Genomic DNA, 12467 nt, shown 5'->3' on the forward strand with positions numbered 1-12467 from the left:
GGAACCACTGCGCGAGCTCAGTGTCGCTGACCGCGACCGCCGAGGTCAGACCCCGCTCCTGGACTTCCTGCCGAACCCGTGCCACATCGCGGTGCGAACACCCCGCGATCTCTACAACCTCGCGGTAACTGCGCCCCTCCAGCAACAGCACCAAGATCTTCCGATAATCCGCCATGAACCCGCCCTCCAAAATGAAACGACAACACCTCTTGTGTCGTCATCTCACAGCAGAGCAGCCCCGCACTCCCAGCGCTACCATGCCCCCGGAATCGTGCTACCAACTGTCCAGATTCGCGCTACCATCAAGCGCTACTCGCCACCGGAGATCGAGGACGTCTCGCGCCGCGCCCGAACACCGCTCCGTGCCGTGCTGGGAATCACGGCGATCCGGATCGCCCTCGATGTCACCGCGGGCCGGATGCCGTGGTTCGGACCGGTGAGCTACCTCCTGGTGCTGGGTCTCATTGCCGCCCTGGCCTGGCTCGCCGCGATGCTGCTCCTGCTGATCGAAACGGTGCTGCTGAGGAAATACGGGAGCGAGACCAGGGACCACCGCCGGATGAGCCGGCTGAAGACGCAGATCATGTTGGCGCGGCGCGTAGGCGTCGCAGTGATCATCACCCTGGCGGTGGCAACCGTACTGCTCACGATCGACGAGGTGCGCGCACTCGGTGCCGGTATCCTGGCCTCCGCGGGCCTCATCTCCATCGTGGCCGGCCTGGCGGTGCAGAGTTCGCTCAGCAACGTCTTCGCCGGTGTCCAGCTCGCCTTCACCGATGCCATCCGGGTGGACGACGTGGTGGTTGTCGAAGACAAGATGGGCACTATCGAGGAGATCACCATGACGTATGTGGTGGTGCAGGTCTGGGACGAGCGACGGCTGATCCTGCCATCCACCTACTTCACCAGCACCCCCTTCGAGAACTGGACTCGGCGCCGGTCCGAGCTGCTGGGAACGGTAGAGCTGGATCTGGACTGGAGTGCCCCCATCGATGCCATGCGGGGGCACCTGCACAGCATCCTGGAGGGAACCGATCTGTGGGACGGGCGCACCGCCACCCTCCAGGTCACCGAAGCGGTGAACGGCCTGATCCGGGCCCGCGTCCTCGTCAGTGCGGCGGACAGCGGTGCAATCTGGGATCTGCAGTGCCTTGTCCGCGAGGCGATGGTGGTCTTCCTGCAGGATGGCTACCCGGCGACGCTGCCCCGGCAGCGGTGGGAGACGGTGCACGCGGTTTCGCCCGCTGCGACAGAAGGAGAAGTCGACGACGACGCTGCACGCCGGACGGCCGACTCCCGGCTGTTCAGCGGCTCGCCCGACGCGGACCGCAGGGGCCGCACACTGAGCGGGCCCGACGAGAGAATTCTCGAGGAGCGGGAAACCCTCCGCAACGCCGATGCGGGCGCAACGGCTTCGCCGGGCGGACGCTGCTAGGCGAGCGTGACCAGCTCCAGGTAGTCCTCGTTCCAGAGGTCCTCCACGCCGTCCGGCAGCAGGACCACGCGTTCGGGATTGAGCGCGTCCACTGCCCCCTCGTCGTGGCTGACCATGACCACCGCACCGGAGTAGTTCCGGAGCGCGCCGAGGATCTCCGCGCGGCTCGCCGGGTCCAGGTTGTTGGTGGGTTCGTCGAGCAGCAGGACATTCGCCGACGACGCCACGATCGTCGCGAGCGCCAGGCGGGTCTTCTCACCGCCGGACAGCACGCCGGCCGGTTTGTCGACGTCGTCACCCGAGAACAGGAACGAGCCGAGGATTCCGCGCACTTCCGCGTCCTGCATGTCGGGTGCGGACGATTTCATGTTCTGCAGGACAGTGCGTTCGGTGTCGAGCGTCTCATGCTCCTGCGCGTAGTACCCGACCTTGAGCCCGTGCCCGGGAATGACCTTCCCGGTGTCCGGGGCGTCCACTCCCGCGAGCATCCTCAGGAGCGTCGTCTTTCCGGCCCCGTTGAGGCCCAGGATGACCACCTTCGACCCGCGGTCGATCGCGAGGTCGACGTCGGTGAAGATCTCGAGCGAGCCGTAGGACTTGCTCAGTCCCTCGGCCGTCATCGGGGTCTTGCCGCACGGCGAAGGATCGGGGAAGCGCAATGCCGCCACGCGGTCGTTCGCCCGCACTGCGTCGAGGCCTCCGAGCAGTCGCTCGGCGCGCTTGGCCATGTTCTGCGCCGCCACGGCCTTCGTGGCCTTCGCCCGCATCTTGTTCGCCTGGTCCATCAGGACCTGGGCCTTCTTCTCCGCGTTGGCCCGCTCACGCTTCCGGGCGCGCTCGTCGGTCTCGCGCTGCTGCTGGTAGCGCTTCCAGCCCATGTTGTAGATGTCGATCGTGGCGCGGTTCGCGTCGAGCTGGAACACCTTGTTCACCGTCGCCTCGAGCAGCTCGACGTCGTGGCTGATCACGATCAGGCCGCCCTGGTGATTTTTCAGGAACTCGCGCAGCCACGTGATGGAGTCGGCGTCGAGGTGGTTGGTGGGCTCATCGAGCAGCATCGTCTCGGCCCCCGAGTAGAGGATCCTCGCGAGCTCGACGCGCCGCCGCTGGCCGCCCGAGAGCGTCTTGAGCGGCTGGTTCAGGATGCGCTCGGGCAACGCCAGGTTCGAGGAGATCGCGGCAGCCTCGGCTTCGGCCGCATAGCCGCCGCCGGCCAGGAAAGCGGATTCGATGCGGTCGTACCGGGACATGGCCTTGTCCCGGATCGAGGCGACCTCGCTGGCCATATCCTCCTGGGCCTGCCGGAGTTCGGTCACCACGGTGTCGAGATTGCGCGCCGACAGGATGCGGTCGCGGGCGAGCTGGTCCATATCCGGGGTCCGAGGGTCCTGGGGAAGGTAGCCGATCTCCCCGGTCCGCGTCACGGTCCCTCCGGCGGGGAGCGACTCCCCCGCAAGGACACGCGTCAGAGTGGTCTTGCCGGCGCCGTTGCGCCCCACAAGGCCGATCTTGTCGCCGCGGTCGACCCGGAAGGACACCGACTCCATCAGCAGCCGGGCTCCGGCACGCAGCTCCAAGTTCGATACGCTAATCAAATCCGTGGCCTTTCGGTGTTGCCGCACAGGGCAAATGTTGTGGGAACCCTACAAAGGATTCCGGGAAATCCGACGCTATCGTCGGACGGGAACGGGGATCTATTGGAGATGCCCTACAGTCCCTCGGCAGTTCACCGGTATTCCTAAGGAAGATTCACCATGCACCCCACCCGAAAGACGGTCATCGGGCCGACTGGGACGTCCAGTTGGCGTACAAGAAAACGGTGGACATCCACCGACCTGTCATTGATCGCAGTCTTCGCTGCGCTCATTGCCGCCTTGGCAATCCTACCCGGTATCCCGATCGGTTCGCTCGGGGTACCCATCACGCTCCAGACCCTGGGCGTGATCCTCGCCGGGCTCGCCCTCGGGCCGACCCGCGGTTTTGCGGCAGTCGGGCTGTACCTGGTTGCCGGGCTTGCCGGCCTGCCCGTGTTCAGCGGGTTCCGGAGCGGCTTCGGTGTGTTGGCGGGACCCTCCGCCGGCTACCTCGTCGCCTTCCCCTTTGCGGCGCTTCTCGCCGGGTTCTTCGCTGTCCTCGTCCTCCGCCGCGCCTCGCGGTTCCGGTGGATCGGCCTGTTCCTTGCCGGACTGGCGGCGAGCCTCCTGACCGTCCATCCCCTCGGCATCGCCGGTCTCGTCGTCAACGGCGGGCTCGACGTCCCGGCCGCCGTCCTGGCGGATATGGTGTTCCTCCCCGGCGACATCGTCAAGAACCTCCTGGCCGCAGGCATCGCCTTGTCAGTACACCGGGCGTTCCCGAGGCTGCTGGCTCCGGCGCGCTCTCCCGCAACCGTTGCCGACTCCTGAACAGGCTGAACCGTTGATCTCCGGCGAACCTCGAACGATGACCGGTTCAACCGGCAGGACCGAGTTCCACGCATGATCGAATTCGACCGGGTGACCGTCCGCGTCGATGCGGACGCCGGTGCGCCCAGTGGCATCGACGGGCAGCGCACGCTCCTGCATGACCTCACCCTGTCGCTGCAGGAACCGCGGATCGCCATCATCGGCGCCAACGGGTCAGGAAAGTCGACCCTGCTCAAGCTGATCAACGGACTTGTGCTGCCGACGTCGGGCACGGTCACCAGCGCCGGATTGGACACCCGGCGTCGCGGGCGCGATGTGCGGCGCCGGGTCGGGTTCATCTTCACCGACCCGCTGTCCCAGCTCGTCATGCCCACCGGCCGCGAGGATGTCGAACTGTCCCTGCGGGGCCGCATCAAGCGCCCGGCGGAGCGGAGGACCGCGGCGGAGAACGTGCTGCGACGGTTCGGGATCGCCGACCTCGCGGACCGCAGCATCTACGACCTGTCCGGCGGGGAACGGCAACTCCTCGCCATCGCCGTCGTCGCGGCCGTGGAGCCGTCGATCCTCGTAGCGGACGAACCCACCACCCTGCTCGACCTCCGCAACGAGAATCGGATCCGGGAGACCCTGCGGGGCGTGGCCGACCAACTCGTCTTCACCACGCACAACCTGTCCTTCGCACTCGACAGCGAGAGGTGCCTGGTGGTGGACGGCGGACGCGTCGCTTTCGACGGTGCACCGACCGACGCCGTCGACTTCTATCGAAGCTTGTGCGCCGCATGAGGGGGCACGGGAACCTTCTCGGACTCTACGTGCCGGGCCGCTCGGTCCTGCACCGCGCTCCCCTGTGGCTCAAGGTCTTCATGTCCCTCGCCCTCAGCGCAGTGGTGCTCGCCGCCCGGGTGCCGGAACTGACCGCCGTCGGGCTCGTCGCGGCGTCACTGGGACTCACGCTCGGGGCGCGCACCCCGGCCGCGCAGCTCTTCCGGACTGTGCTGCCGCTCCTGCCCGTGCTCGGCGTCCTGGCCGTCTATCACGTAATCGCCAACGGCCTCCTCCCCGCGTTCGTGACGACCGGGAACATCCTCACCTGCGTGCTCGCCGCCCGCACGGTCACGCTCACCACGCCGGGCCAGGAGCTGCTCGACGGCGTGGTCTTCGTGGCGCGTCCGGTGAGAGTGGTGGGAGGCGACCCGGAGCGCTTCGGGCTGGCACTGTCCATTCTGCTGCGCAGTATCCCCTACCTGGCCGGTTCGCTGCTCGACGTCCGGGACGCGGCACGCGCCCGCGGACTGGAGCGCAGCGTGCGCGCCTCGGTGGTCCCCGTGGTGATCAATGCCGTGGCGTATGCGCACCGGACAGGAGAGGCACTCGCCGCCCGCGGGCTCGGCGAGGATGATCGCCCCGAGGATCCGGGCGCGTAACCCGGGCACGTAGTAGGAGGAGGTCCGTGGTGTTGGGGGAGGTCTTCTCAGGGAAGTGCGGTATCACGGCTGATCGTGTTTCAGGTCGGGGTGGCCACCCAGACGGTCCGGGTGGTGCGGGGTTCCAGCTCGATGTCGTCAGGGAACCGCTTCAGCAGGTTCCCGACTGCCTCGCGGTCGTCGGCAGACAGGGCCGCCAGATGCGAGAAACGTTGGAACCACTGCTGGGCGTACTCCCGTGCAGCCGGGGTCACGGGTGCGAAGTTCGTCACCTCGGATCGGGTGGCGCGGAACCCTGCGGCCTCGATCATCGTCGTCCAGTCGGGGTAGTGGTTCCACCCCGCGGCCGCCGCGGCGGCGTGGCAGTGCTGCTCCAGCAGCGCTTCATCGGACCGGCTCAGGAAGCGGGGCAGGGCGGTGAGCTCGACGACGACGAGGGCACCACCCGGCGCCAGTGCGCCGCGGACCCCCGACAGCAGCTGTGCGGGGTGGGCCACGTGGTGCAGCGAGGACGACGCCCACACCAGGTCGACCGGCGTAGCGGGCACTGCGTCCGCTGTGATCGAGGGGCCGGCCAGTACAGGGAAGCCGTCGTCGAGGTTGGCCTCGACGACGGTGAAGCCCTGCTCGCGCAGCAGCCCGAGCATCTGCGGGTTCCGGTCGACGCATGTCACGCCGGCGGCCGGGTACCGTTCCCACAGCAGCCGGCTGCCGGCGCCGGTGCCGGCGCCGAGATCGACGATGCCGCACGCAGTCGGCACCCCGATCGAGTCCAGGACGGCTGCGAGGTGGTTGCCGAACACCTCGGCATCCAGGTCGAGGACGCGCTGCTGGTCGAAACCGGTAAAGCGCTGGTGGGAATGGTGGTCATGGTCATGGTCATGGTCGGGTGTCCGGTGGGACGAGTGATCCATGTCTGTTGCCTTTCCAATATGACCGCAAGGCCGTGGCGTCGCGCGCTGAAAGTTCTCCGCCGGCATCCTCCAGCGGTTACACCAGCTTCCATCGCCTCACCACAACTTGACAAACATGATTGCCGTTATGGCAAACTGGAGTCATGGCGAATCAGCTTGACGAAGTTCTCGGGGCGGTAGGCCCCCGGCTCCGAGCACTCCGCACGGAACGGAGCCTCACCCTCGGAGAGGTGTCCTCCGCTTCAGGAGTATCGGTCAGCACCCTGTCCCGCCTCGAATCCGGGCAACGCAGACCGAACCTCGAAATACTGCTGCCCCTCGCGAGGCTGTACGGGGTTCCCCTCGATGATCTGGTCGGTGCGCCGCTTACCGGGGACCCGAGAATTCATCTGCGGCCGATCACCCATAGCGGCATGACGGCGGTTCCTCTTACGCGCCGTCCCGGCGGACTGCAGGCCTTCAAGATGGTGCTCGCCGGTGATGCCCGCGGGGCGGAGCCCGACCCGCGCGTGCACGAAGGATACGAATGGCTCTACATTCTCAACGGACGACTGCGTCTGGTGCTGGGCGAGAAGGACTTCGAACTTCGCCCGGGCGAGGCTGCGGAATTCGACACCCGTACACCGCACTGGTTCGCCAGCGCCGACGGCAGACCCGTCGAGTTCATCAGCCTGTTCGGACAGCAGGGTGAGCGGATGCACGTTCGCGCGCGCCCCAGGCCCTCCTAACCGAACCGACCTCGACGCCTGGTTCAGCCCTTCTCCAGCCGGTTCTCCTATCCTGAAGACATGACTGAGGCAACGCTAGAGAAGAAAACAGTGGGTTTGATGGCCGACCCTCACCTTCCGATGGAGCTGGCCCGGAAGCTGCAGGCGACAACAGCGCAGCTGCTGAATTCGTCACTGGATTCGGAGGTGGACTGGACCATCGAGATAGAACAACAATCCCTGCCCCTGGACGCCAACGGAGAAGTAGAGCTGAACGTTCACGCCCAGGACGTCCGTGACCGTCTGGGGTGGGACTACCTCGTCTATCTCACCGACCTGCCGAAGTACGCGAATTCCGAGCCGATGATCTCCAGCGTCAACGCCGACTATGGTTCAGCGATGATCGCTCTTCCCGCTCTGGGCGTGATGCGTACCAACCGCGTTCGTCGGGCATTGCTGCAGACCATCGGGGTCCTTCATGGTGCTGCGAACGCGCGCTCCCTCGGGCGTGGCAAAGTTTCCGCTGCCATAGGCCCCATCTCTCCGGAACGTACCACTCCGGCCGCTGGGGCGAACCAGAACTCGTACGAGACCCTGAAGGGGTTCCGCGGTCGGGTGCAGCTCCTGGCAGGCATGGTTCGGGGCAACCGCCCCTGGCGGATCCTCCCCGGACTCTCCGGCGCCATGGCCGCGGCCACAGCCACCGGAGCGTTCGGTGTCTTCTACACCAGCATCTGGAGCATGGCCGACTATCTCAGTGCACCCCGACTCGCCTCCATCAGCCTGCTCTCCATCGCGATCATGACCATCTGGTTGATCGCCCACAACAACTTATGGGAACGCCCTGTCGGAGCCCGGCGCGCCGAACGCCGCGTGAGCTACAACCTCGCCACGGTCATCACGATCCTGATCGCGGTGTCTGCGATGTACCTGGGGCTGTTCACGGTGATCTTCGGTGGGGCACTCATCATCATCAACAGTGAATATCTCTCCGCCCAACTGGGGCACCCCGCCGGCATCGACGAATACCTCAACCTCGCCTGGCTTTCCGCATCCCTGGGAACCATCGCCGGAGCACTCGGATCAAGCCTGGATGATGAGGAATCCGTCAGGAAAGCCACGTTCAGCTCCCGTGAATACGATCGCCGCCAACTCTCCAGAGCCCGCCCCCGGTAGGGCCAGGAAACCAGTCCCGACCAAGGATCCCGCCTGCCTTCTGCTTCACGTGCTTCCGGGACCAGGACCGTCGTGGATACTCATCCGCCGATGGGCAGCACAGCTGTTCCCCCGTGTCGACCCACGGCGGTGTGACCAAGCCGATACGAAGCGACACCTCATGACCCCTTACCCTTGAAACTGGGCCGATCGGCTCCGGTGCCGGCGAGGGACGAGGAAAGGACAGGACATGCTGGATGACTATCTGCAGCAGTGGACCGCTCTCCAGACCGTCCGCGCGTCGAACCTGCGCGTCGATGAGGTGTTCGTGGCCTACGGAAGTATCGGCGGGGCCGCCGACGAGGTCGACGTCACCGGGTATCTGACAGGCCTGGTCATGATTCCGACACTGGAGCGGGACCTGATCGCGCAGGCCATCAACGAACTCCTGGACGTCACAGGATCAATTGTCGACGGCGCCCACTACAGCACCGATGGCATCACCGTGGGCTCGGGGTACGGCGAGTACCTGCGGGCACTGGTGCTCTCCCCGGACGGGTATGCCTTCCATCTACCCGCTGTTGGGGATGCCAGCACCATCACCACTTCCCCCTATGCCTCACATAACGCTTCAGGAGGTGCCTTCCAGAGAGCCGACAACGCCGAGTTGGACGCAACTGCGGATGATGAACGGGAGTTCCGGCGCTGCCATGCGCTGTACGAGTCGGGGCTGCTCGAAACAGGAGCGGAAGAAAGATTCGACCGGATCACCGCCCAGGCCCGGAACCATTTCGGTGTCAGCTCGGCCTCGATCGCCCTGATCACCGAAGACTCCCAGGTCATCAAATCTGTGATCGGCCCGATCGGCCAGGACCTTCCGCGCGATATCGCCTTATGTGCGCGGACCATCGAGAAGGACCGGACCCTGGTGATCACTGATGCCGGCACCGACCCCGACTACCGGGATCACCCCCTTGTTGCCGGGGGCCCCGAGGTTCGGTTCTACGCGGGCCATCCCGTGTCCACCACCGGTGGGTGGCGGATCGGCACCCTGTGCCTGATCGATGACCGGCCACGGGCATTCACGGAGGACGACAAGCAGGCTCTGAGGACCTTCGCGGCCCGTGTCCAGAGTGAGATGTGGCGAACGACCTCGCAGTGACCGCCCCCCGCAAAAAAATCTGCATGCTGAGTTTCCTTTTGGCGTACTTCTGGTTAGTGTCAGGAGAGTACCGGGTCCAGAAAAAGGCGTGGTCACTGCCCAGCACAGGATTTGACCATGACACAGCAGTTGCGCCCTGACACCACCAACTCTTCCGGCAGCACAGGCCCGGCAACACTGCCGGCCGGATTCGTCGACAAAATTCCTCTCGATTTTTCCGCGCCCCAGGTCCACTCCCGCTCCCAGCGGGTCGAGCGTGAGTCCGGCTGGCTGGAACGCGCACTGGCGATCGATGACTTTTCCTCGGCCTCGACCAGGGAATTGCGGGTGATGGCGAACCAGCTGTACCGGCTCATCGATGCCGATTTCCCGCCCGCAGAAGCGACGGAACGCTATGAGGCCATCGCCGAGGAACTCGATCTGCGCTCCCGTCGGACCGCCGAACCCGAGACTCCGGGGCGGGCGCAGGAAGTCTTCCGGGACAGCCCGCTGTATTGCCGGTTCGAACTGTACGTCGACGGCAGTCTCGCCGCCTACATGAAGTACACGATGCGCAGTGGGCAGATGAACCTGACCGACGGCGTCGAGCAGCCGGGTTTCCGAGACCGAGGCGTGGACATGGTCCTGATGCGCCACATCATGCTCAACACTCACAAGCGGCGACTGCGTGTGGTGCCGCAATGCCCCAGCGCCTTCGCTTTCCTCGCCGACAACCCCCAGTACCTCACCCTCGCACCGCATCTGAAGACCACGCAGCACTGACACCCCCGGGGACGCCGAAGAAACAGCAACGATCGGGTGACAGCTGCAACAATTCGGTCAAGGCCGCTCCCCCTCAGCAGACCGAGTATCACAATGGAATGACCCACCTAGCTACGAAGGAGTAACCATGGGTCGTTCAGCAACACCCACCCTTGTGTCGACCGGGGCCCTGTGCCTCGCATTCCTCCTCGCGTCGTGCGGCTCGCCGGAGCCCGATCCGGCCGCACAGGAAGCCCCATCCGCAGCAGCGTCCACCCCTGCGCCCCCCGCAACCACCACCGCGCAACCAAGCAGTTCAGCCTCCGGCAACGCGACGACCGCTCCAGCCCCCTCCGCCCCGCCGGGTACCGCGCCGGCACCAGGACTCGTCACCCACACGACGTCCGACGGCACCCTGTCCTTCGATCACCCGGGGAACTGGACCGCGGCCGACAACCCCGGCGAAGCGCCGCTGGGCGGAGTGTCCGTCGTCGTCAGCGATGCGACGGGGAGACAGCTCGCCTCGCTCCAGACCAACCTCGTCACCGGTTCGGTGTGCGCTGAGGGAATGCCCTACTCCATCATCGATTCGGAGCCTTTGCCTGCACTGGCGCAACCGAGCGGAACGCCGACGTTCCGTTTCGAGTCCAGGTCCAATCCCCTGGCCACCGACCCGATGAGCATGGTGACCTTCGCCTACGGCATCACTTCGGCCCCGGCACCCACCGGACCGGAGGCCTGTCCCATCTCCCACTTCTTCACCTGGCCTCCGAGCGGAGCGGCCTTCGGTGGGATCTACGACCCCTTCGATACCTCACCCGGCAAGCCACAGCACGTGGATACGCCGCAGGCCTATGCAGAGACCGAGGAGTACCAGAAGATCCGGGCGATGATCACCTCGCTGCACCCGGCCGGCTAGCGGCGCGGTATTACAGCCCGACGGTAAGCTGCTCGGCGGCTTCCTTGACAGGGAAGGCGGGCGGATGAACGCCGGCCATCTCCTCCATGACCCGCACCACCTGGCAGCTGTAGCCGAACTCGTTGTCGTACCAGACATAGAGCACGAGGAACGTCCCATCGGCTATGGTCGCCAGACCGTCGACGATTCCGGCCCGGCGTGAGCCGACGAAGTCGGTCGACACGACCTCCGGCGAGTCGATGTAGTCGATCTGCTTGCGCAGGTCGGAATGCAGCGACATCTCCCGAAGGTAGGCGTTGACCTCCTCCTTCGTCGTCCCTTCGCGCAGCGTCAGGTTCAGGATCGCGATGGACACATCAGGCGTCGGGACGCGGATGGAGCTTCCGGTCAGCTTGCCTTCCAGTTCGGGAAGCGCCTTGGCGACGGCCTTCGCCGCCCCGGTCTCCGTCAGCACCATGTTCAGGGCAGCAGAGCGGCCGCGGCGGTCCCCGCGGTGGAAGTTGTCGATCAGGTTCTGGTCGTTGGTGAAGGAGTGCACCGTCTCCACGTGCCCGTGCACCACCCCGAAGCGGTCGTTGAGGGCCTTCAGCACGGGGGTGATGGCGTTCGTTGTGCAGGATGCCGCGGTGACGATGGTGTCCGCCTCCGTGATCGTGCCGTGGTTGATCCCGTGGACGATGTTCTTGAGCATGCCCTTGCCCGGCGCCGTCAGCAGGACCTTCGCCACGCCTTTGCTGCGCAGGTGCTGGGACAGGCCTTCGGCGTCGCGCCAGCGGCCCGTGTTGTCGACGACGAGAGCGTCGGAGATGCCGTACGCGGTGTAATCGATGGTCGCTGGATCGTCCGAGTAGATCACCTGGATGCGGACGCCGTTCGCGGTGATGGTGTCCGCCTGCTCGTCCACCTGGATGGTTCCCTCGAAGGAACCATGCACGGAATCCCTGCGGAGGAGGCTCGCACGCTTCGCGAGGTCGTTGTCGGAGCCGCGCCGGACCACCACAGCGCGGAGCCGCAACCCGTGCCCGCCGCCGGCTTTCTCGATGAGCAGCCGGGCGAGGAGGCGTCCGATCCGACCGAAGCCGTAGAGGACGACGTCGGTGCTCGTCCTTTCATCGCGCCCACCCTTCCCCACGATGTCGGAAAGTTCCTCACGGACGAAGTCCTCGAGGGGGCGGCCGCCACCCTCGCTATCGAATTTCAGGCGCAGCCGCGCAATATCGATGGCTGCGGCACCCAGGTCGAGACCGGTGAGGATCTTGAGCAGGGGTGCCGTGTCCTCCAGCCGCAGTTCCTCGGTGCTGAGGCGCCGGGCGAAGCGGTGCGCCTTCAGGATGTTCATCGTCGACTTGTTGATCAGGCTGCGGCCGTGGATGCTCGTCACGACGTTGTTGTTCCGGTACAGGTGGCCGATCAGCGGAATCATCGCCTCGGCCAGCGCTTCACGGCTCATCCAGGTTTCGAGACTCGTGCTCGGATTGTGCTGCGTCAACTGCATCCCTCACTGCGCCGGATCCTCCGGTGCGAATTCATCCAGCCCGCTGGCCGCCAAGACAGCGCCAGGCATCGTCGGCTGGTCGTTTACTCAAGCCTATCCCTATCGGGCGG

General features: G+C 65.8%; 12 protein-coding genes. 9 read left to right on the plus strand and 3 right to left on the minus strand.

The window, feature by feature from the left end; genetic code table 11:
- Positions 1-271: 271 nt before the first annotated feature.
- Positions 272-1435 (plus strand): mechanosensitive ion channel family protein, encoded by a 1164-nt coding sequence (locus Y705_RS18700; protein WP_253908555.1) that lies wholly within the window; start codon positions 272-274, stop codon positions 1433-1435.
- On the opposite strand, the gene Y705_RS0109175 is transcribed toward Y705_RS18700, so the two are convergent.
- Positions 1432-3030 (minus strand): ABC-F family ATP-binding cassette domain-containing protein, encoded by a 1599-nt coding sequence (locus tag Y705_RS0109175; RefSeq protein WP_026532644.1) that lies wholly within the window; start codon positions 3028-3030, stop codon positions 1432-1434. The genes Y705_RS18700 and Y705_RS0109175 overlap by 4 nt on opposite strands.
- A 159-nt stretch (positions 3031-3189) precedes the next feature.
- Here Y705_RS0109175 and Y705_RS18705 point away from each other — a divergent pair, with 159 nt between their 5' ends.
- The 3 genes from Y705_RS18705 (at position 3190) to Y705_RS0109190 (ending at position 5264) form a co-directional block, all read left to right on the plus strand.
- Positions 3190-3840, plus strand: coding sequence for a biotin transporter BioY (locus Y705_RS18705; RefSeq protein ID WP_049822534.1), 651 nt, complete (start codon positions 3190-3192; stop codon positions 3838-3840).
- Positions 3841-3912: 72 nt separating this feature from the next.
- Complete coding sequence (locus tag Y705_RS0109185) at positions 3913-4623, plus strand: energy-coupling factor ABC transporter ATP-binding protein (RefSeq protein ID WP_026532645.1); 711 nt, start codon at positions 3913-3915, stop codon at positions 4621-4623.
- The gene (locus tag Y705_RS0109190) at positions 4620-5264 is read left to right on the plus strand and encodes an energy-coupling factor transporter transmembrane component T family protein (protein WP_026532646.1); all 645 of its coding nucleotides are present in this window, start codon (positions 4620-4622) and stop codon (positions 5262-5264) included. Before Y705_RS0109185 ends, Y705_RS0109190 begins: the two co-directional genes overlap by 4 nt.
- 80 nt (positions 5265-5344) lie before the next feature.
- On the opposite strand, the gene Y705_RS18710 is transcribed toward Y705_RS0109190, so the two are convergent.
- Positions 5345-6178 (minus strand): class I SAM-dependent methyltransferase, encoded by an 834-nt coding sequence (locus Y705_RS18710; protein WP_049822535.1) that lies wholly within the window; start codon positions 6176-6178, stop codon positions 5345-5347.
- A 143-nt stretch (positions 6179-6321) separates the two neighbouring features.
- Between Y705_RS18710 and Y705_RS0109200 the strand changes: the two genes are divergently transcribed.
- From Y705_RS0109200 to Y705_RS0109220, 5 genes are all read left to right on the plus strand, one after another.
- Positions 6322-6906, plus strand: a complete 585-nt coding sequence (locus Y705_RS0109200) for a helix-turn-helix domain-containing protein (protein WP_026532647.1) — start codon at positions 6322-6324, stop codon at positions 6904-6906.
- Positions 6907-6966: 60 nt separating this feature from the next.
- On the plus strand, positions 6967-8061 hold the full coding sequence (locus Y705_RS0109205) for a hypothetical protein (RefSeq protein ID WP_026532648.1): 1095 nt from the start codon (positions 6967-6969) through the stop codon (positions 8059-8061).
- Positions 8062-8290: 229 nt separating this feature from the next.
- Positions 8291-9202, plus strand: a complete 912-nt coding sequence (locus Y705_RS18715; RefSeq protein WP_049822536.1) for a GAF domain-containing protein — start codon at positions 8291-8293, stop codon at positions 9200-9202.
- Positions 9203-9319: 117 nt separating this feature from the next.
- On the plus strand, positions 9320-9964 hold the full coding sequence (locus Y705_RS18720) for a GNAT family N-acetyltransferase (RefSeq protein WP_049822537.1): 645 nt from the start codon (positions 9320-9322) through the stop codon (positions 9962-9964).
- Positions 9965-10091: 127 nt separating this feature from the next.
- Positions 10092-10862: a hypothetical protein gene (locus Y705_RS0109220; RefSeq protein WP_155849997.1), complete on the plus strand. Its 771-nt coding sequence runs from the start codon at positions 10092-10094 to the stop codon at positions 10860-10862.
- A 10-nt stretch (positions 10863-10872) separates the two neighbouring features.
- On the opposite strand, the gene Y705_RS0109225 is transcribed toward Y705_RS0109220, so the two are convergent.
- Positions 10873-12351 (minus strand): glyceraldehyde-3-phosphate dehydrogenase, encoded by a 1479-nt coding sequence (locus Y705_RS0109225; protein ID WP_275450804.1) that lies wholly within the window; start codon positions 12349-12351, stop codon positions 10873-10875.
- Positions 12352-12467: the final 116 nt, after the last annotated feature.

Source organism: Arthrobacter sp. H41 (genome assembly GCF_000520535.1).
GTDB lineage: Bacteria > Actinomycetota > Actinomycetes > Actinomycetales > Micrococcaceae > Arthrobacter_D.